At 44.5% G+C, this 20,788-nt stretch carries 16 protein-coding genes; all 16 read right to left on the bottom strand.

Annotation, left to right across the window (positions count from 1 at the left end):
* Window positions 1-34 precede the first annotated feature (34 nt).
* The gene (locus tag H8B21_RS02995) at window positions 35-2,428 is read right to left on the bottom strand and encodes a glycoside hydrolase family 2 TIM barrel-domain containing protein (RefSeq protein ID WP_190312286.1); all 2,394 of its coding nucleotides are present in this window, start codon (window positions 2,426-2,428) and stop codon (window positions 35-37) included.
* Between the two features lie 17 nt (window positions 2,429-2,445).
* On the bottom strand, window positions 2,446-3,546 hold the full coding sequence (locus tag H8B21_RS03000) for a glycoside hydrolase family 130 protein (RefSeq protein ID WP_190312287.1): 1,101 nt from the start codon (window positions 3,544-3,546) through the stop codon (window positions 2,446-2,448).
* Between the two features lie 7 nt (window positions 3,547-3,553).
* A complete protein-coding gene (locus H8B21_RS03005; RefSeq protein WP_190312288.1) occupies window positions 3,554-6,229 on the bottom strand; it encodes an alpha-L-rhamnosidase in 2,676 nt (891 codons plus the stop codon).
* A 204-nt stretch (window positions 6,230-6,433) separates the two neighbouring features.
* Window positions 6,434-7,807 carry a four-carbon acid sugar kinase family protein gene (locus tag H8B21_RS03010; RefSeq protein ID WP_190312289.1) on the bottom strand — a complete coding sequence of 458 codons (1,374 nt, stop codon included), beginning with the start codon at window positions 7,805-7,807 and terminating at the stop codon, window positions 6,434-6,436.
* Between the two features lie 10 nt (window positions 7,808-7,817).
* Entirely contained in the window at window positions 7,818-9,068 is a 1,251-nt protein-coding gene (locus tag H8B21_RS03015; RefSeq protein ID WP_190312290.1) for a ribulose-bisphosphate carboxylase large subunit family protein, read from the bottom strand.
* Window positions 9,061-10,395 carry a bile acid:sodium symporter family protein gene (locus H8B21_RS03020; RefSeq protein WP_190312291.1) on the bottom strand — a complete coding sequence of 445 codons (1,335 nt, stop codon included), beginning with the start codon at window positions 10,393-10,395 and terminating at the stop codon, window positions 9,061-9,063. The genes H8B21_RS03015 and H8B21_RS03020 overlap by 8 nt, the downstream gene beginning before the upstream one ends.
* Before the next feature lie 19 nt (window positions 10,396-10,414).
* Complete coding sequence (locus H8B21_RS03025) at window positions 10,415-11,077, bottom strand: aspartate/glutamate racemase family protein (RefSeq protein WP_190312292.1); 663 nt, start codon at window positions 11,075-11,077, stop codon at window positions 10,415-10,417.
* Between the two features lie 16 nt (window positions 11,078-11,093).
* Complete coding sequence (locus H8B21_RS03030) at window positions 11,094-12,587, bottom strand: FGGY family carbohydrate kinase (RefSeq protein ID WP_190312293.1); 1,494 nt, start codon at window positions 12,585-12,587, stop codon at window positions 11,094-11,096.
* 1 nt (window position 12,588) lies between these two features.
* Window positions 12,589-13,572: an ABC transporter permease gene (locus tag H8B21_RS03035; RefSeq protein ID WP_223814803.1), complete on the bottom strand. Its 984-nt coding sequence runs from the start codon at window positions 13,570-13,572 to the stop codon at window positions 12,589-12,591.
* 8 nt (window positions 13,573-13,580) lie between these two features.
* Window positions 13,581-15,044 (bottom strand): sugar ABC transporter ATP-binding protein, encoded by a 1,464-nt coding sequence (locus H8B21_RS20790; RefSeq protein WP_317170363.1) that lies wholly within the window; start codon window positions 15,042-15,044, stop codon window positions 13,581-13,583.
* A gap of 46 nt (window positions 15,045-15,090) precedes the next feature.
* A complete protein-coding gene (locus H8B21_RS03045) occupies window positions 15,091-15,750 on the bottom strand; it encodes a DUF2291 family protein (RefSeq protein WP_190312295.1) in 660 nt (219 codons plus the stop codon).
* Window positions 15,737-16,684: a D-ribose ABC transporter substrate-binding protein gene (locus H8B21_RS03050; RefSeq protein WP_190312296.1), complete on the bottom strand. Its 948-nt coding sequence runs from the start codon at window positions 16,682-16,684 to the stop codon at window positions 15,737-15,739. Before H8B21_RS03050 ends, H8B21_RS03045 begins: the two co-directional genes overlap by 14 nt.
* Before the next feature lie 46 nt (window positions 16,685-16,730).
* Window positions 16,731-17,696: a transketolase family protein gene (locus tag H8B21_RS03055; RefSeq protein ID WP_190312297.1), complete on the bottom strand. Its 966-nt coding sequence runs from the start codon at window positions 17,694-17,696 to the stop codon at window positions 16,731-16,733.
* 20 nt (window positions 17,697-17,716) lie between these two features.
* Window positions 17,717-18,538: a transketolase gene (locus tag H8B21_RS03060; protein ID WP_190312298.1), complete on the bottom strand. Its 822-nt coding sequence runs from the start codon at window positions 18,536-18,538 to the stop codon at window positions 17,717-17,719.
* 4 nt (window positions 18,539-18,542) lie between these two features.
* Complete coding sequence (locus H8B21_RS03065) at window positions 18,543-19,955, bottom strand: L-fucose/L-arabinose isomerase family protein (RefSeq protein WP_190312299.1); 1,413 nt, start codon at window positions 19,953-19,955, stop codon at window positions 18,543-18,545.
* A 45-nt stretch (window positions 19,956-20,000) separates the two neighbouring features.
* The gene (locus tag H8B21_RS03070) at window positions 20,001-20,768 is read right to left on the bottom strand and encodes a DeoR/GlpR family DNA-binding transcription regulator (protein ID WP_190312300.1); all 768 of its coding nucleotides are present in this window, start codon (window positions 20,766-20,768) and stop codon (window positions 20,001-20,003) included.
* Window positions 20,769-20,788 lie beyond the last annotated feature (20 nt).

The following is a 20,788-nucleotide window of genomic DNA, read 5'->3' on the forward strand; positions in this document are numbered from 1 at the left end:
TCTTAAATGATTTTGGGTTAGCTCAAAAAACGGATTATTTTATCCGTATTTCTTTCTCCATTGTATTTGATTTGATGATTAATTTTGCTTCTTTTTCTTGATTAAGTTTTTGGGCTATCCCTACCGCCAGCCCCTTATAAGTATTACGTTTTGCACTACTCAAAGAATGAAGATCTGCCTGGTAACCGTTATCTGTACCTACTATGGCTATATTATCTTGGGGAACAAACGATAATTCGATATCGTTATCCGGTACGACCGTACCATGTTCATCGACCAGAGAAACCGTTATGTAATGCATATCTGTCAATCCATCAACGGCGTAGCGGTCGTGTTCTACATTAACTACGATATCCACCGGTTTACCGGCCGTTTTCTTTACCACTTCTTGTACGGCTGCGCCATCCTTTATTTTTACCGCTTTCAATTCACCTGCCTCAAATGGCACTGTCCAGACAGCATGCAACCGCTCATCGGTTTTTGATTGTCGCCCGAGACTACGCCCGTTCAAGAACAACTCCACTTCGTCGGCGTTGTTGTAATAACACCATACCTCCACTTGCTCGCCTTCTTTCCAATTCCAGTGCGGCAAAAGATGCAACACGTCTGTATCTGTCCATTCCGACTGGTACATATAATAAACATCTTTCGGAAGTCCTGCCAAATCTACGATACCATAATAGGAACTACGCGCCGGATACGGATAGGGTACCGGTTCTCCCAAATAGTCAAATCCGGTCCACACGAAAGTACCACCTAAGAAATCTCGTTTCTTCACTTCTATCCAAGCCCGTTCGTGACTCGTCCCCCAGTAGGCGGCCACATTATCGTAGGCGGAAACGGTAAAATCGGGATTGCCGTTGGTCACAAACTTATCTTTGCTTGATGCCGGCCACAATTGAATGGTATCGTGTACACTATCATAAACACCTCTGGTTTGCAGTGCCGATACCGTTTCGGACGCAATCAGCGGAACGCCCTTAAATTCTGTAGGTAGTTTATCATAGTCAAAAATTTTATAATTGAAACCCAGTACATCCAACACCTGGGCTTGCGCAATAAAGTTTTTATCGTAATTCGTTTCTGTCAATGCTGCCGTAACCGGACGGGTGGGATCAAGTTTCTTCACTACTTCCGTCATATTCCTCGTAAATGCTATGCCGGTACTATCAAACTGTTCACGGATTTCATTTCCGATACTCCACATAAAAACGGAAGGGTGGTTACGGTCGCGTTTTACGAAACGTACGAGGTCATTGATATAGTGCTCTTTAAAATCAATATGATAGTCAAATTTATTTTTACGTTTTGCCCACATATCATAGGCCTCATTTTGCACCAAGAATCCTAGTTCATCACAAAGATCCAGAAATTCTTCTGCCGGCGGATTATGTGCAGTACGTATCGCATTAACGCCCATATCTTTCATCACCAGCAATTGTCGTTTAGCTGCCGATTTATTGAAAGCAGCGCCCAACGCTCCTAAATCATGGTGTAAGCATACGCCTAATAGCTTAAACGGTTTCCCGTTCAGGAAAAATCCCTTTTGTTCATCGAAATCAAAATAACGAAACCCTACGGGGTATTTGAGCTCATCCACAACCTTATTGGAATTGTCCAAAACCGTAATGCTCAAATCGTACAAAGCCGGATTGCCTGGTTCCCACAAGGTAATCCCTCCTACTTCCAATTTTTCCTCAAAATGATTCTCGGAAAGTCTTACTGTTTTCTCGGCAATCGTCTTCTTATACTTATCCTGTAATTTCAACGTCAGCTGCCCAACTTTATCGTTTGTATATTTATTGAAAACGGAACGAACGTTTAGCACACTTTTTTCCGCTGACACTTCCGGTGTGGTGATAACCGTTTCTTCGCGCAACAAATGCAAAGGCGAACGTTTTTCCAATCTTACATCTCTGTAGATACCCGAACCGGTATACCAACGCGAGTTAGGCTGCAAGCTGTTATCTACACGTACAGCAACGACATTCTGCTCGTTACCATAACGTAGATACGGTGTCAGGTCGTGTTCAAAAGAAAGGTATCCGTTTATATTCTTACCTAAATATTTCCCGTTAACCCAAACTTCTGCATAACGATGAACCCCTCCAAAATGTAGCGCATAATAGCTTCCTTTATCCTTTTCCGACAATTGGAAAGTTTTTCTGTACCAGCCTGCGCCGCCCGGTAGTGCACCTCCCGCATTGCCTGCGGGGTATTCCTCGCCAAAATCAAAACCGATGCTCCAATCGTGCGGCAATACTATTTTCTTCCAATTTGCATGGGAGAAATCTGCATGTCTAGCATTCAAATCATCGTCCAACGTAAAAAACCAATCCCCATTAAAATCAATCGTCTGTCGGGGTTGCGCGATACCAGGTAAAACAGCAACAAATAAAACTAAAAAAGATACTAACTTATGAAACATGCTTACAACAGAGTTTATTATTTCAATTCAAACTTTAATTTACTTTTTCCTTTATCTTTAGACGTCGCCAATGCAATACCTCGGTTTCCCGCTTTATCGACGGCGCAATAATAATGATAAACAACACCTTTATACTTAATGACAAAAGACTTATGGGCATATTGGCTATCAAAGTCCTCCGAAGAATCGATAAGATTATCCCCCTGCCAATCCGTCCAATGGATCAAGTCTTTGGACGCCGCAAATCTATTAAACGCCCCTTCGCGGTCTTTCCAGAACGCACCGAAATAAAACATTACCCAGGTATTATTGATGCGCTGGATCATCGGGTCGCCCGTAATTCCCACCGGATGATGTACGACGGGTTCCTGTAAATAGCGTTTCCAGGTTTTCATATCGTCCGAAACGGCCATGCCTATACGTTCATACCAGCGTGTCGGTTTATTGTTTTCCAACGAATCGCCCACGGCATTGTAATACATAATAAAACGGTGCCCGGTATTTCTTTTCTTATCTTCCACCACGTAGCTTTTAAAAAGCTTGTGACGGTTCTCCCACCAACGCACATCCTCATCTTTACTCGTCAAAACGGGTTTATCCAACCGTTGCCATTCCATCGGCTTAACTGGCTTCTCGGCTGTATATGCCATACCGATTGCCAGCGGTTCCGGTTCGTATCCTACGGATGCTCCGCCAAAATAGGACATCCAATATTTTCCATCGTAGGTATGGAGCTTGTAATTCCCTCCCCATTTTATATCTATGAGCGCGTTGTAACCCGCCCGTTGTTTACTGTCCCACTTATCGCCTTCTTCTTTTGACATTTGTTTGCCCAAAACCTTCCATTCCAATAAATTTGTGCTTTCTGCCAACCAGGTTTCATAGCCCTCTCCATCAAAGACAATATAGGTCATGTACCATTTCTTACCATCGCGATACACACTTGGACAATCCATCAGATCTCCCTTTTGCTGCGGGGTCAACACCAATCCATATTTATAGGGTGTTTTGACCTCCTGATAAAGTTGCTCCATTTCGAATTCGGAAACGGCAGTCGGTTGTGCCAAGCCCATGTTCGCAACCCATACCATAAAAAACAATGCACCTATTCTCTTCATTATTTTATTACTTTTTAATATCGTATATCCCCGACCCCAGTTGAATTTCCAGCCCATCATCTGTTAAGGTATGCTCCTGTGTCTCTACTATTTTTCCGTTGATTTGATAATCGGAAGATGGTGGAAGTACTAACGTACAACGGCTGTTTACCGGAATTTCCACTTGATAACGCTCTCCATCTTGCTCAAACCGTACTAACCCGTAAGGGCTTTCAAAGGTGACAGCTCGTTGTTTTACCACATCGAGCATCTTAGGTGATATACGTAAATGTTTATAAGCTATGGATCCCTTCTCTTGTCCTAATCCGCCTAATCGTGTATGAAACCATTCCATCAAATGCCCTAACATAAAATGGTTATTGGATACGGTTGGCAATGCTGCCCAGGACTCGGTTAATGCGGTTGCTCCCTGACGTATCTGATAGCCATATCCCGGCCGGGTATCGTCGTTGTGCATCGCATAGACCAAATCATCACGCCCGGCTTGCTGCAAAGCCTGTAACAAATAACGGTGACCAATATCACCTGCTGTAAAACTTGTGTCTCTGTTTGCAATATCTTTTACAAGATTTGCCAATACCTTATCCTTATTCGTTTCATCGACTAATCCCATGTACAATGCCATCGAGAGAGCCGTTTGACTTCCGGAACCGTACATCGCATCTGTTTCGTTATAGAATTTAGCATTAAATGCTTTATAAACGCCCTGTTGGAGTGAATCAGCGTATAGCTTATATTCTTCATCTTCCAATAGCTCCGCGATCTCACCCATAATTTTCCAATTATAATAGTAGATAGCCGTAGCCGTGATACCTGGTGTTGTCAGTTGAGAAAAGCCCGGACGTTCCGGTCCGAGGTCGTACCAATCTCCCAATCCTTGATAAAGTATATTATCTTTTGCTTTTCCTTTCAGATAATTCATATACTTTTTCATCATCTCATAATTATCCGTCAGAAAGGCTTTGTTGCCATACCATTGGTAGGCATACCAAGCTAATATAATCGAACTCGAGCCCCACTCAGGTGAATCGCGAAACACATCTCCGCCCCAATCAAAATGAACATATTCAGGTGCCGTTTCAGGCACCAATCCCTCTTCGGTTTGCGACTGGCGCATATCGCCCAGCGATTTGGCAAATAAACGTTCCACATCAAAGTTATACTGCACCGAAGGCCCCATAAGATGGAGCTGTTCCAGCCAGCCTAACTTTTCCCTATGAGGACAATCGGTAAAGACACTGACCATATTGCTCTTTATCCCCCAGTTGATCAGCGTATGTATCTGATTAAACAGGGTATCTGATGACTGGAAACTTCCGATCTGACGTGCACCGTTCCGAATGTGCTCCGCAGTGATGTCTTCTACGGTTATCTGCTGATTGTTAGCGGGCATCAACCGGACTTCCGCATAGCGAAATCCGTAATAAGTAAAGCGTGGTCGCCAACTGACTTCGCCATCTTGGGCAAACACATATTGGTAGTAGTAAGGGCTTCCGGAGTGTTTTTGATTCGCACGCCCTTCCTCATTCAACAATTCTGCTGGATAAATCCGAACGGTATCCCCCTGATGACCTTTCATTTTGATATGCACAACCCCGGATGCATTCTGTCCGAAATCATAGACGTGCAGGTGCTCGTTTATCCGGTTGACAGATTGCGGTTTAAATTGCTCCATAATCCGAACAGGTTCTGTTTCCTGTACGCGTAGGGTTGGTCCGTCTGCCAACAATACAGCATCCCAAGCCGAATCGTCAAAGTCCGGCTCACTCCAATTAAGGGGTAATACATGTTCATCATAATCTTCTCCTCCATACATGCTTGAAAACGTAATGGGAGAGCGATGTACTTTCCAGCTTTCGTCGCTGTCGATCACTTCTTCGCTGCCGTCAACATACCGGTTGACCACCTTTATTTTTAGCTTCGGTAAACCAAACGCGACTTTATGTTTTTGATATCGTCCCTTAATCGGTGGTATATAATAAAATCCATTTCCCAGCATGACGCCAATGGTATTTTTTCCTTTCTGCCAATGCTCCGTTAAGTCATACACGACATAATAAGCTTCTTTATCATATTTTGTCCAACCGGGCTGTAAAACGGCATCGTCCACATGCTGACCATTCATCAGCAATTCATAATGACCAAGTCCGGAAATATAAGCGATGGAGGATACAATCTTTTTATCTAGCTCTACATTCTTTCGAAAAACAGGCAAATCATAATTTTTATCAATACGGAGCTTGCTGGAACTTAATGGCAAGGGATTCACAAGCGAATCCGGTAATACCTCTTTCGTAATCCATTGGGCCTCTCCCCAATCTGAAGTCGATAATAATCCGGTGTGAAAGCGTTGTATCTCACTCTCTGCCACATTGCCCCGGTTATCTTTTATCGCTACACGAATGTAATAGGTCGTTCCTATTTGAAGATTCTCCCCTTCATACGTGTTGTATAACGACTGTTCTGTCGCCACCCAATCAGAATCCCATAAAATAGACTGTGTCTTCGACAGATCATCCTCTGTACTCACCGTGATTCTATAACTGGTCTGCATGACGTCATGCTCCTCACTCTGAAGTTTCCAACTAAATGACGGCGTTAGCGTATTGATGCCCATCGGATTTTCCCTTCCTTCTATCAACACATTTGTCACTTGTAATTTCCTGGACGCAGAACAGCTCATTAGCCCTATCAAAATAAAGGGAATAAATAAGCAAAAAAATATGCCTTGATAAAGGTTAAGACCTTTCCGACTATATAAAATTTTCATCTAGTTGTATTATCTTATCATGGAAATCGACGAATCGAGTAAAAAACGTGATTTTCTAGTCAAGATATTAAAAAGCCTATACGCCGGCATCCTGTACTGTCCTGCTCACCTCCTACATTAATCGCCGTTTTCCATCCTTAAAAAATAATCCAAATCACCAACCTGGCCACCTTTAAAATTGATGGTTACGCCATGGATGTGTGCCTTTTTGGCGTGTATACGACAGAGTGGTGCCCCCGGTACAATCGGAGCGACCATTTCCACGGCTTCAATGCCGAATTCCCGTGCAAACAAACTTGACGTGTCACCCCCAGCGACAACCAACCGTTCCAGTACAAAAGATTGCAACACGTGATCTGCAATCTGCGCTAAAGCTTTTCCATATAACCTTGCCGTACGGGTATTGATTTCGTATCCTCCTGCTCCCTGTTGTGTCAATACATTCCGGGTTCCTTCTACCCGAGTGTCATCCGGCCCGATGCTGGTGTGCACGATAACACTTTTACCTTGCTGCATATCGTGTAATACCTTTTCTGCTATCGAAACAATATACATTTCATTTGATCCGGATAGCAGTTTCTCTCCGCTGACAGCGACTTCTGCGAATCCATTTTCCAAAGCATGTTCAATCTGCCGACCTGTTACTACCGCGCAACTTCCAGAGAGCACCAACAGCGGCGTTGCAGGTTTCAGCTGCGGCCACTCTACACGCGGCAATAGCTCGCCGGTCTTTTTCCAGGAAGCACATAATGCTTTCGACACGGCCGATGACCCGACCGAAAAAAGTGGTTGATGCTGTTTAGACAACCGTTCCAATACCTCTCCGATCTTTTCCAGATGCTGTTCTGTCATTACGTCAAATAAAACGACGGTTGTCTTTTCCTCTTTCTCGTCTACCTGCGAAACGATTTCTGCTGCGGATTGTTCCAATTGCGTCACATCCACCAAGGATATCTTTTTTCCTGTCTGCTGCGCCAAATGGCGTCGAAGATCGCTTTCTTTCGCTGGCGTAACCGGATGTTTGGACATACTGGGGTGCCTATCCAACCGAAAGACTTCTCCTTTTTGTCCGGTGCCCATACGGGCAAACAGGTTTCCGAAAGCGCAAAATCTGCCGAGGTAAGGCGCCCCAACAATCAATGGCACCACATGAGCAGAAAATGTTTCCGCTCCGATATCGATCGCTTTACCTATACTTCCTACGTCTGGCGAAGAATCAAACGTGGAGCATACCTTATAATGAACATGTCTTATTTCCATTTTGGAAAATAAATCAAACACCGCTTTCAGTTCCTTCTCGATTTCTCCCGTTGGAAGCGTTCGCGTCATGCCTGCAACACCGATGGCTTGTTTATCTTCAAAGGTTTTTAATTGATCTTTCGTGGGTATTCCTGTAAACAAAACCGTGTCCAGTCCCATTTCCTCCAATGTCTCTAATGCATCGGTAGAACCGGTAAAGTCATCTCCAAAAAAAGCTATTTTATAGGCCATAACGCTTCTTTTATCTGGTCTTTCCAAATTTCTCTACGGCCTGTTGTACAGCAGGGAATTTTCGTGTCGCTTCCGCTAATGTCAAACCTTCCACTGCCGCTTCCCAAGCCTGTTTAATCGCGCTTACACCGCTACCGATGCCACCGGGATGTGCCATGATACCGCCACCGGCAAGATATAAGTAATCCGTAGTCTGCGTTAGTTTGTACGTATCTATCGCCTGACCGCCCCATTGCCCGGAAGAAAGAACCGGCAATGCCGGTAATACGCCAGCCATTGGTGTTAAACAGGCTTTTATGGAGCTTACCACCGATTCATCCGATTCCCAGAATTTATTCCGAATACCATTGACATGCAATTGATCTACACCTGCCAGTCGCCATAATTTTTGATACGCCGAAAATGACACACCCAACAATGGATGCCGGTTAAGCATTCCCCAACCGTTGCGATGCCCGTGGATGGTCAGTTGCCCGATATCTGCGATACGCTTGACAGCGGTTAATCCCGCACTATACAAACTTACCATCGCGCAGCTTCCGCCTGCCTGCACGATCGTTTCATAGTTCCGCAACATATTGTCCATCTCATCACTGATGTTGAATGCATACATCACTTTCTTTCCGGTTTTATCCTGATGTCTGTTCAGTACTTCCATGACCGCTTGCACGCGATCGGCGAACGGAGAATTACGCGTAGATCCCATCAACTCGTCGTCTTTGATAAAATCAATACCGGCTTCTGCCAACTTTTTTACGAGATCCGCCGTATCCGCGATGGTTAAACCAACACTCGGTTTGATAATAGTTCCAATTAAAGGTGTTTTTGCCTCGTTGGAAATAAGTTCCGCCGTTCCACGAATACCGAATTTAGGACCACGAAATTGTGTTGTATAGCTGTCTGGTAATTGAATGTCCACCAGCTTAATACCCGTAAACTGCCGTAACTCGTATAAATTACCCATGAGCGTCGAGCATAGCACCGGTAGGTTTGTCCCAAAATTAGCTACAGACCAAGATACGGTGACCTTACCTCGATAATATTTTTCGAAATGCAATTGTTCTCCCGATAGCGACGGTTGCGAAACCGTCTCTAGCTCTGTAATACGTTCTACACGGGCAGCATACTGCATCTTTAATTCCTCCGTTTCGCCCGGTATGGCTACAAACGTACCCGACGACTGTTCCCCTGCCATCACGGCAGCAGCATCTGCCAGCGGATATGGTGTCTCTACATAGTAAGTCGCTTCAATTCTATCCATGCTCTTCATTTATTTTTTTATAGTTCACTCGGTCTTCCTTTACCAAATTCTTCAACCGATCTTCTTTTTCTTGTTTTCTCCTCCAATAATTCGCCAATATAGACCCCGAAATATTCATCCAAGGACTAAACACCGCCGCGGCTAAACCTACGGTACCCAACTTTCCCATGCTTCCTGCCAACCCACTTGCCATTCCACCATTCTGCAATCCAACCTCCAATGCCATTGCTCTTGCCGAGTATTCGTTCAAGCCAAACAGTTTGCTAAACCAATAACCAAAAAAGTATCCGGCTCCATTATGGATAACGGCCGCAAGAAACAATACTGCTCCTATTTCCATCAGATATTGTTGCCCGGCAGCCGTAGTTACAGCCGTGAAATACACAATCCCGAACATCGAAAAATAAGGCATGCGTTTGTCCAGCGAAGGAAGTTTTTTTGTTAAGAGATGATAGCCGAATCCCACCGGTATGGCCCCCAGCATAAAGCATAATGCTTCTATGATAATCATCCCAGTGGACGGAAATACCGTAGACAGATAATCCCAGAAATAGCCAACTGTCAGTAGTATCAATAAGATAACTATAGCGGATTTTTTGGTAGACTGATACATCGAAAGTGGTGCTGTTTTTAGATAATCATGCAACAAACCCGCTCCGATAGGCACAATCATGATTTTAATAATTTCCATCGCCATTTCCAAAAAACTGACCTCCACCATGGTACCTGCATACACTTTCATCATAAAAGGCGTCATAATGGGTGCTAATATCGTAGTAAATGCGGTTACGGTTACGGATAGTACGAGGTTGGCTTTTGCGATATAGGCCATCACATTAGAAGCTAATCCACTGGAACAACTACCGATTAAAATAACCCCGGCAGCTATTTCTGGTTCGAAATCAAAAACTCGCGTGAGCAGAAAACCCACTAACGGCATAATCGTAAACTGCGTGGCGAGTCCAATGGCGACCCCTTTTCCCGAAGCGCCAATCCGTGTAAAATCTTGCACTTTCATCTGTATCCCCATGCCGAACATCACCAGCTGGATAACGACCAGGATGAGCCATTTATTTCGCATATCGAACTCACCAATATGCAATATACGGTCGGGAAAAGTCATGCCTGCCACAACCGCAACAATAATCCACATCGTGTATTGATAGCCCTTCGTTGCTTGAAAAGCCCCCATTCCGATAGCGCCGAAAATACTCCCGGCCAGTAACGCCTGCCGGAAGTACGGAAATCCATCGACCAAAAGCCCGATACTAGCTATGACAATACCAATTCCTGCCAACCCTAAACTCCATAACCTCCATTTACTCATCGCGTCTTTGTTATTTCTTTTACGATTCGTTGCATAAAGCCGCTACATAATCTACCGCGATACCCGGACTACTAAATATCGGCACCTTCTGCTCACTTTCGGGTATCTGACTGACAACGCGAGCCATCGATGCTTGTGCCAACAGAATCACATCAACTTGTTCCGACAATTCTTGAAGCGCCTGTCTGACCATTTCGTCATGTTTATCGGCATCACCGTTCATCAGGGCTTCAAAAGCACCGTCACATAATCGGCTTACCAACGTCACTTCTTTCCCGGCTTTTTGCGCCCTGCGTAAAACAAGGTCGCTCGTCGGTTCCAAGGTCGTGGGCAATGTCGCGACCACGCCTATCCGCTTTCCTTCCGCAACCGCGCGATCAGTCATGGGCTGATCGACACGGAGAACAGGCACTCTGGCTTTTTCTGCAGCCTGTTCTACTGCCCTGCCAATCGATGAGCAGGTCACCACAATCAAGTCAGCACCGGCGTCTTCTGCTGATTTGACATAATTAATCACGCGCTGTGCTGTCTTATCTTCCAATCGTCCTTTTTCAATTACGTCTTTAATTAAACTATCGTCGACGATATTGAATACTTCCGCCTGAACTGATTTTTCCTTGAACAACTGTTGAAATACCGGCACGAGTGTAGCCGATGTATGGATAAGTCCTATCTTTTTCATATCACTATATTTTTGTTTATTGCAGAAAACGATTAACGCTTTCTAACCATTGTTTATAACTTGTCTTGACCCACTCTTTAGAGGAATCGGGATGATATATCTTTACACCTACATTTTCTTGTGGTAAAGCCTTATGTAACGGCACATTCCAAACATTTGAAGCGATCAGACGGGCACATCCCAGTGCCGACGCGTCCGGCATGGTATTGCAGAACACCGGCTTCTCCAAAATATCCGCCAGAAGTTGCACTATAAAATTGTTTTCCGACATTCCACCATTTACGAGCAATTGACACAGCGTCAGCTGATGTTCCTTTTCGGTTGCAGTAATCACATCTTTTATTTGAAAACAGACCGATTCCAGTGCCGCACGTATCAAATGGGATCGATTGCTAGCAAAGGTTAGCCCCATAATAGCGGCTTTTGCGTCTTTTTTCCAATAGGGTGTTCCCATACCGCTAAAAGCCGGTATTAGGGTAATTCCATGGTTTGACGGCACTGCACTTGCGATCTGTTCCAATTCGCGTTCGTCTCCGAATAACCCCAACTGTTCTTTCATCCAGGTTATTGTCGCGCCACAAGAAACGATGATTCCCTCCGCTGCATAAACCACACCTTGTTCGGTACTATAGTAGATAGCATCGACTGTATTTTGTCCCTTATATAGCAATTCTTGCCCGACAGCCATCATAATCGAGCTGCCTGTTCCCAAAGTCGCTTTTGCCTCCCCTCTTTGGAAACAACCTGCACCTAATGCCGCAGCTTGAGAATCTCCGACAACAGCACGTATAGGTAATGGTTCGGAGAAAAGACGCTCAAAATCAGAAGCCGCATAGTGATACGCCGAAGGGCGTACTTGAGGGAGATTTATGCCTTTCAAACCCAATTGGCTCAATAATTCCTTATCCCAATCCAATTCATAAATATTGAATAGCATCGTACGGGACGCATTCGTATGATCTGTCAAATAGCATTTTCCAGCTGTCAATCGATACAATATCCAGGTATCTACGGTACCAAAAAATACATTTCCACGTTCCAGTTCAGTCGCAATAGACGGAACATGCTCCACTAACCACATTAGTTTAGTCGCCGAAAAATAGGGGTCGATCGGCAAACCGGTTTTCTCCTTTACAGCTATTTCCTTACGGTCTTCTTTTAAGCGATCACAAATAGCCGAAGAGCGCTTACATTGCCAGGAAATGGCATTGTACAAAACCTTTCCATCGCCATCCCAAAGTACAAATGTCTCCCGTTGGTTGGTCAAACCTACCGATACAACCTGGCTTGGTAATATACCTTTTTGCTCTAAATCGTACAGGCAAGCTGCAACAGACTGCAATACGCTCTGATATATTTCTTCGGGGCTTTGCTCTATAAAATTATTTTCATAATGTATGGCAAGCTTAGCACTCCCTTTTCCTACCACACGACCAGATTCGTCAAAGGCAAGTGTCTTTGTACTGCTTGTACCTTGGTCTATCGCCAAAATATACTGTTCGTTTGCCATCTTACTTCTTGTCTTTATGTTGTGAGCGGTCAATAATGACCGCAATCAAAATCACCAATCCTTTAACCACCTGCTGCCAGAATGGCGAAACGCCCAATAACACCAAACCATTGTTCAGTACACCAATAATAACCGCGCCCAATACCGTTCCCATAATTAAACCACGCCCACCGGATAAGGATGTGCCGCCAATCACCACCGCCGCTATGGCATCCAATTCGTAGCCCGCTCCGGCATTTGGTTGCGCAGAATCCAACCGGGAAGTAACCAATATACCGCCAACTGCTGCTAACATTCCCGAAAGCATATACACCAAGGTTTTCACCCGGTTTACTTTGATGCCCGACAAACGTGCCGCACGTTCATTTCCGCCTATAGCGTAGATATAGCGACCAAATCTTGTTTTTTTCATCATAAAAACGGCCAACACGGTAACAATAGCCGCGATCCACACCGGAATCGGAACGCCTAAGAACCACCCCGTGCCTATAGTCGCAAATTCCTTTCCCAGTGAGCTGATGGGATATCCCTGCGTCCACAACATGGTTAATCCGCGTGCAATGGTTAGCATTGCTAAAGTCGCCACAAACGGTTGTACCTTGAAATACGTAATCACCCAACCATTCACCAGCCCTAAAATACCGCCCATCGCAATCCCTACTAGAATAGCGCCCAGCGGTGTAAAACCGATATAAATACCAAAAAAAGGAATTTCCGCACCCATACTGAGAAAAGATGCCGTGACGGCGCCGGCGAATGCCAAAATTGATCCGACAGACAAATCTATTCCCGCGGAGATGATGACCAGCGTCATCCCCACCGCAATACAGATATTCACCGAAATCTGGCGCATCACATTCCAGAGATTCGTCATCGTCATAAACCGATCGGAGAAAATCGCAATGATCAAGCACAATAAAAACAATGCGATCAATGGCTGCAATTGTTGCAACCGCTTCTTATATGCTATTACGGACATATTCATATACCATATTATTTATCGGGCAACGCGGCCTGTAAGATAGATTCTTCTGTCGCTTCTTCTGTTTTGAATTGTTTAGTGATCCGACCATCGCACATGACCAAAATGCGATCTGCAACGGCAAACAACTCGGGTAATTCGGATGACACCACCATAACACCCAACCCTGCGGTAGCCTGCTCCCGGATTAAATCATAGATTTCTCCTTTGGCATACACGTCTATTCCCCGGGTGGGTTCGTCCAGCATCAATACTTTAGGGTGTGTAGCCAGGTATTTCGCAAGCACCACTTTTTGTTGATTCCCTCCACTTAAACTTCCCACTTGTTGCTGATCGGTAGCGGTTTTGATACGCAGTCTTTCCACATATTGCCGGCATAATTCTTTCTCCTGTATATCCGCCAGAACACCTAGTTTCTCCAAACTTGATAGTACGGAAAGGCTGAGATTGGAACGTACATCCATGCCTAGCACCAGACCGTCGGATTTTCTATCTTCCGGCACCAATGCCAAGCCCCAACGAAGTGCTTCATTAGGTGAACTGAAAAACGATGTATTTTTACCGTCAAAAGAAAAACTTCCCGAAGCCGGTTTCCCCCGCAGCCCGAACAAGGTTTCCAACAGCTCTGTCCTTCCAGCACCCATCAACCCGAAAACACCCAATATTTCGCCTTTATATACGTCAAAAGACAGATTCTCAAGCAACATATCGTCCTTGGCAGGATGCGGCAAAGATAAGTTCTCCACGTGGAGTACACGCTCTTCCGTAACGCGCTCCTGGCAATACGTACGCTCTCCTAAAGCTCGACCAACCATCATATTCACGAGCTGTTGTTCATCAACGTCAACCATAAGCCCTTGTCGAACTAGCTGTCCATCCCGCAGTACGACGTACTCGTCGGCAAGGGTAAAGAGCTCCTTCATTTTGTGCGAGATGTAAACAATTGTTTTACCCGATGCTTTAAGGTCACGAATGATGTCATATAGCGCATTCACTTCCGATTCACTGATAGCCGATGTCGGTTCATCCATAATAACGACATCACTTTCTACTAACAGTGCCTTTGCAATCTCTATTAGCTGGCATTCGCCTACTTTAAGCTGTGATACCGGTATATCCAAGTCCAAGTCCAGTTTTAATCGGGAAAGCAATTCCTTTGCTAAAGCCTTCATTTTCGCTACATCCAAAGCACCCCATGAGGTAACCAACTCTCTTCCCAAAAATATATTCTCTACAACGCTGAGATATGGAATCAAGTTAAGCTCCTGATGGATAATGGCAATCCCTTGATCCTGTGCGTCACGCGGACCTTGAAAGCGAATAACTTCGCCTTTATATATTAATTCGCCTTCGTAATCCGCATACACACCGCTCAAGATATTCATCAACGTAGATTTGCCGGCACCGTTCTCCCCAATCAAAGCGATGACCTTTGCCGCTGGAAATTCAATACTAACATCACGGAGTGCGTGCACGCCATTAAATGTTTTTGTTATGTTCTTTAAAGAAACCACCGTATATTTAATCTATAACTTGTAATTGTATGGGTACTACCTCGAAATCTTTGCTTACCCCTATACGCTTGTTTAGTGCAAATGCACCATCAACCTGTACTTTTTTTCCCACCTGGGCTTGCTTCAAAAATTCCGGCACCACTTCATCTCTTACTTTTTTGTTGATCAGCTCCGAAATAGCATTGAATTTCGACAACTCACCGACATCCTGCAATAACAGCTTGCCGGATGCGTCCCTAATTTCATTTCCGAAAATGTAAACGGTGGAAATACGTAACGAGCACGTTTCGGCGCCCTCCCCAAAAGCCACGTTTATAAAATCTTTTTCAATTTCGCTAATCACACCTTCTCCTTTTATCAGAAAATAATACCTGCTGCCAATATTCGTTTGCTTACCGTATTGCGTCCAGCTTCTATTTTCTTCCGCCGACAATGTCTTTAGCAAGCCGCAAGGCTCAGGAGCCTGTGCTAAGGTTGTAGGTAGTGTCTGCGAAAAGTATGCTGCTACTACTTTCTCCATATCGCCATCCGCGACATCTTTCGCACGGGAATCCAACGGCACCGCATAGAAAGAATGGTACAATAAAAAGAGACCAATCAGTCCGACAATCCCGTATACCAGCATTTTGCGTTTTTTTGGCGGTATACCGTTATCACTCTTTTCCATAGCTCGAATATATATTTACATTTGCTGGTGTCACCAATTCTACATCGACTAAGGTTTTTGGAGAAAATTCCGTCTTTCCTTCAAAATATTCGCCAGAGAACGCTACCGCAGTCTCGGCTATTTTTTGCGGGAATTGCATAACGGTAGCCGAAAGTCCACCGGACTGTATCGAACGCACCGCATCTTCCGAACCATCAAAGCCAAAGACTTGGATATTTTTGTCTTTTCCGGCAGCCACTAATGCTTGATATGCACCCATGGCCATCGCATCATTTCCACAAAACACGGCATCTACATCAGGATGGGCCTGTAAAATAGACTCCAACACTTCCATTGCTTTATTTCTATCAAAATCAGCACTTTGTTGTGCCACCATCTGCATCTCCGGAAAATGATCTACCACGGAATGGAATCCTTTAGACCGATTCCAAGTGTTGTTATCACCTACCAGACCCAACAACTCCACATATCTTCCTTTTTGCCCTAGTGAACGGACAAATAAGCCTCCCAATTCTACGCAACCTGAATAACTATCCGATACAATCTGAGAAGTAGCAGCGTCGGGGTTGTTCAACTCTCTATCCATACAAAAAACCGGAATACCCGCTTCCATTGCTTTTCTTGCGTTCGCAATAGAACCATCAGAATCTGTCGCGTTGAGCAAGATCGCGTCGTATCCCAATGCTACTGCATTTTCAAAATGATCGGATTCCAATGAGGTATTGTTCTGCGAATCGAAAATACGTGCTACATAGCCTCTATTTTCCGCCTCTTCTTTAGCCGTTTCGGCGAGGAAAACAAACCATGGGTTGTTTAGTGTAGAAACGATAATCGCAATTTGCTTTGGTTTCTCCTTATTTGTCTCTTTTTGATTACATGAAACCAACAGTGATAACATCACTCCCACCCATAAATAGTTGTATATGATGCGCATAATAAAATCGGTTTATCTGTTTATAATTCGGCGCGGTAAAACACCCTTATTTATTTTCGCCGGAAATACCCAATAATTGTTTGGCGTTTTCCGCTATACCTTGTCCATTAATACCATAATGATCCAATATCTCTTGTTGTGAACCTGTCACTGTATACTCATCCGGGATACCCATTATGCGAAAGCGGCTATGAAATCCATGTTGCAATAAAAACGAGGCGCAGGCTTCTCCCATCCCTCCGTTTACACTATGCTCTTCCACGGTCAGTATAGGCGTGCCAGCAGCTGCCACTTTTGCTAATAGCTCCGTATCTAACGGCTTTACAGTATGCATACTAATAACCATGGCCTTCACATCGAGCGATTCGCTCAACAATGCTGCCGCATCTAATGCCGGATGCACCGTTTCACCCGTAGCAAAAATGGCTATATCTTCGCCCTCCTGTAATACACGACCTTTCCCAAATACAAAGGGTATATCCTCTCGCAATAACGGCATCGGTCGTTTCCCAAAACGTAAATATACCGGATGATCCGCTGCTGCCGACTGTCGAACGGCTTCCTGCGTTTCAAAATTGTCTGCCGGAGCACATACAACGATATTATGAATAGCCCGTAGCACCGCGTAGTCGTGCAAACTATGGTGTGTAGAACCCAATGCACCGTAGCTCACACCGGCACTGATACCTACTACGGTTACCGGATTATCCGAATAAGTGACATCGTTTTTTATCTGTTCCAACGATCTTGCCGTTAGAAAACAAGCAGGTGATACGGCAAACACCTGTTTCCCGGTGGACGCCAAACCCGCCGATATACCTACTAAATTCTGTTCCGCAATCCCGACCTCTACTAGTTGATTCGGAAAGCGTTGCGCAAACGGAACTAATTTACCCGACCCTCTGGAATCACTGGTCACTACCAATAAATCACGATTGGTCTCCGCCATTTCCTGTAACGTTTCTGAAAAGATTTCTAAATTCGCTTTTCCCATTTTCATATCTCTATCCATATCCGTCCTTCTATGCTAAATTAAACTGCTAAAAATGCTTCGTCCAATTCCTTTTGCGCCTGCTCATATTGTTCTTCACTGGGGACACCATGATGCCACTTCAGTACATTTTCCATGTAACTGATACCTTTTCCTTTGACGGTATGCGCAATGACCAAACTGGGTTTACCCTCTGCTAAGGGGAGCGAACGGAATGTTTCTTCCAAAAGATCGACATCGTGTCCGTCTACTTCTATTACCTCCCAGCCAAAACTTCTAAATTTATCGGCCACCGGATCCGTATTACATACATCTCGTGTAGGTGCTGAAATCTGTAGTTTATTATAGTCTATGATCGCACATAAATTATCCAAGTTATAATGAGAGGCAGTCAGCGCGGCTTCCCAATTCGAGCCTTCGGCCAATTCCCCATCGCCCATCAACGTAAAAACTTTATAGTTTTTCGCATCAAGCTTCGCGGCTATAGCCATACCTACGCTAAGTGAAAGACCATGCCCTAAAGCACCCGTATTCTGCTCTACACCCGGGACTTTTCGCGTCGGATGCCCGATAAAATGGGAACCATACTGGCAGAGCGTTTCCAATTCTGATTCGGGAAAAAAACCTTGATCTGCCAATACCACGAACAAAGCCTCCACACAATGCCCCTTGCTTTGGACATAACGATCTCTATCCGGACTATTGAAATTCGCTGGACTTACATTCATAATCTGGTTATACAGCACATTTAAGACATCCACACATGATAAACTACCTCCTGTGTGTCCTGCTTTCGCTTTATAAATATATTTCAGAATACGTTTCCTGTATTCGATAGATTTTTTTGCTAATGATTCTTCCATCACTTCACCCTTTATAATGATTATATACTTCCCAGGAGAAATAGTTTCCTAAAGCTTCCTCCAAAATCTTACTTGTCCGGGATGCATTCATGACGACATGGTGCTCGAAACCATTTCTACATACGTATTGCATGAGCCCCTGCAAGTCGGGTATCTGCGCCACGGCGCGATTACCAAATGTATTTAATTCATCATCTGTCAACTCCCCTTCGCCCAAGTAAACTTTAATTTTTCCTTGTATATCATCGGTACTGATCCTACCGTACGTCAATGGTGACGCCGGTGTCCTGCCATCAAGCGCCCCCCATGTATTTTCGACACCCAATGAGGAACCTAAAATCGGTGCGTTACTAATCTCTATATCCGGCAGGAAAGCTTTTGCCCAGTTTCCGCAATGGAACAATACGGTTTTATTCGGATCGTCAGCGTAGTTATTATTCCAATCTACCAATGCACTTGGTGATCCTGATGCCAGTTGCATGGCATACATGGTCAACGTTCCCGTTACATCCACCTCACACGCACTCGGCAGCATATTTTCACTCATCATGCTCATCGAGGTACACACATTGCAGCCGTAGTTTTGCTGCAAAGATGTCCAGCATTGCAAAGCCGTCGCATCCAGCGCATGTTCATCCACAAATTCCTGTAATACCAAATCCAATTTTGCCATCTGCACCAATGCATCACCCGGAGCCAGCCCGCGCTTGGCATAGTTTAACATGACATTCATACGTTCTTTTACAATCGTATCATCATTTTTTATACGGTTGGCCCTTCCCAAGATTTCGGAGAGATCCACCGTTACGACCGTGATACCATGCCGCTGTAATATTTTTTCGCTGTAACGTACGGTATTAAAGCCTCCCGGTCGTGCACCTACAGCACCTATGCGCATTCCTTTCACACCGCCTACGACACGACACACCGCCGCAAAATCTTTAATTTCCTGTATAAAAGCATCATCATCCGGCCGGATGACATGCTGATCGGTTAAACTATATTTGATTCCGTATTGGTATAAATTGTTGCAAACAGATATTTTGCCACACCAGGCATCCCGCCGACGGGCAACATCCAGTTTATCCAAGTCGTCCGGATAGGCCTGCACCAGTACGGGTACATCTAATCCGGCTAATCGGATAGTCTCTGCGACACCTCTCTCGTCTCCAAAATTGGGCAGCACCACCAATATCCCCATAATCTCCTCCCGGTGCGCTTTAAAAAGATTTGCACACTTTTGGGCGTCAGCAAAAGTCTCCACGCCACCCAATTTGGTATCGGACTCCTCTAACATTCTGTATCCCAGTCCCAGCTCATCTAATGCTCTTTTTATTTCATTCCGCGCGGTGCCTACCAAATGATCTGGAAAAAAATCCCTATTCCCAAAAATAACACCTAATACTCCTGTATTCATTATTTCTCTCTATAATTATTTACATCTGTTTTACAATAGCGTTCCTCAATCCGCTATAATAATCTCGATTTCATGATCTCGAAATACGTTTTTATGTACTTCCTCAATTTCCGCATCTGTCACCAAGAAGTCAATAAGAGACATTGCTCCTAGGCTCGCAAAGGACGTTTTCCCAATTTTAGAAGAATCAGCTACCAAATAGGTTACTTCTGCAGCATCTACCATCGCTTTCTTCACCACGATATCGCTAATGCTTGGATAGGTAAGCCCTGCTTTCAACGACACCCCTGCCGTTGCCAAAAAAAGCTTCTGCACATTTATTCCCTTAAAAAAGTCGGCAGCTTTCTGTCCGGTAAGCGATAAGGTCGGCGGTTTAAATTCCCCCCCCGTCATAATAACTTCGATTCCCGGTTCTGCACCTAATAGCAGCGCTATATTTAGGGCATTGGTAATAACGGTCAAGTTCTTAATCCCTTTTAATTTGCGGGCGATCTCGGTGGTAGTTGAACCCGAATCCAGGATGATGGTATCGCCATTTTCGATAAGCTCAACACATTTTAAGGCGATCCGTTCTTTCTTTTCTATATTGTCATCTTGATGTGCGAGTGAAAAATTGCGCACCTGATCTTCTATATTACGCAAATAGGCTCCTCCATGATCACGGGAGATGAGCCCTTCTTTTTCCAGTTTTTCTAGATCTTGACGGATGGTTGCTTCGGTTACTTTAAAAAGGTTCGCTAAGTCTATAACTTTAGCAGCACCATCTTCTTTCAATAAGCCTACTATTTTTTCTCTTCGTTGTATTGGTAGCATAACTATTTAGCAATTTGACG

The sequence above is a fragment of the Sphingobacterium chuzhouense genome (assembly GCF_014692525.1).
Taxonomy (GTDB): Bacteria; Bacteroidota; Bacteroidia; order Sphingobacteriales; family Sphingobacteriaceae; genus Sphingobacterium; species Sphingobacterium chuzhouense.

Excerpts from the sequence above, each read along its gene's own strand:
- H8B21_RS02995 (WP_190312286.1), bottom strand. The coding sequence starts at position 2,428 with ATGTTTCATAAGTTAGTATCTTTTTTAGTTTTATTTGTTGCTGTTTTA.
- H8B21_RS03030 (WP_190312293.1), bottom strand. The coding sequence starts at position 12,587 with ATGGCAAACGAACAGTATATTTTGGCGATAGACCAAGGTACAAGCAGT.
- H8B21_RS03005 (WP_190312288.1), bottom strand. The coding sequence starts at position 6,229 with ATGAGCTGTTCTGCGTCCAGGAAATTACAAGTGACAAATGTGTTGATA.
- H8B21_RS03055 (WP_190312297.1), bottom strand. The coding sequence starts at position 17,696 with ATGGATAGAGATATGAAAATGGGAAAAGCGAATTTAGAAATCTTTTCA.
- H8B21_RS03015 (WP_190312290.1), bottom strand. The coding sequence starts at position 9,068 with ATGGATAGAATTGAAGCGACTTACTATGTAGAGACACCATATCCGCTG.
- H8B21_RS03065 (WP_190312299.1), bottom strand. The coding sequence starts at position 19,955 with ATGAATACAGGAGTATTAGGTGTTATTTTTGGGAATAGGGATTTTTTT.
- H8B21_RS03050 (WP_190312296.1), bottom strand. The coding sequence starts at position 16,684 with ATGCGCATCATATACAACTATTTATGGGTGGGAGTGATGTTATCACTG.
- H8B21_RS03010 (WP_190312289.1), bottom strand. The coding sequence starts at position 7,807 with ATGGCCTATAAAATAGCTTTTTTTGGAGATGACTTTACCGGTTCTACC.
- H8B21_RS03070 (WP_190312300.1), bottom strand. The coding sequence starts at position 20,768 with ATGCTACCAATACAACGAAGAGAAAAAATAGTAGGCTTATTGAAAGAA.
- H8B21_RS03045 (WP_190312295.1), bottom strand. The coding sequence starts at position 15,750 with ATGGAAAAGAGTGATAACGGTATACCGCCAAAAAAACGCAAAATGCTG.
- H8B21_RS03025 (WP_190312292.1), bottom strand. The coding sequence starts at position 11,077 with ATGAAAAAGATAGGACTTATCCATACATCGGCTACACTCGTGCCGGTA.
- H8B21_RS03020 (WP_190312291.1), bottom strand. The coding sequence starts at position 10,395 with ATGAGTAAATGGAGGTTATGGAGTTTAGGGTTGGCAGGAATTGGTATT.
- H8B21_RS03000 (WP_190312287.1), bottom strand. The coding sequence starts at position 3,546 with ATGAAGAGAATAGGTGCATTGTTTTTTATGGTATGGGTTGCGAACATG.
- H8B21_RS03035 (WP_223814803.1), bottom strand. The coding sequence starts at position 13,572 with ATGAATATGTCCGTAATAGCATATAAGAAGCGGTTGCAACAATTGCAG.
- H8B21_RS03060 (WP_190312298.1), bottom strand. The coding sequence starts at position 18,538 with ATGGAAGAATCATTAGCAAAAAAATCTATCGAATACAGGAAACGTATT.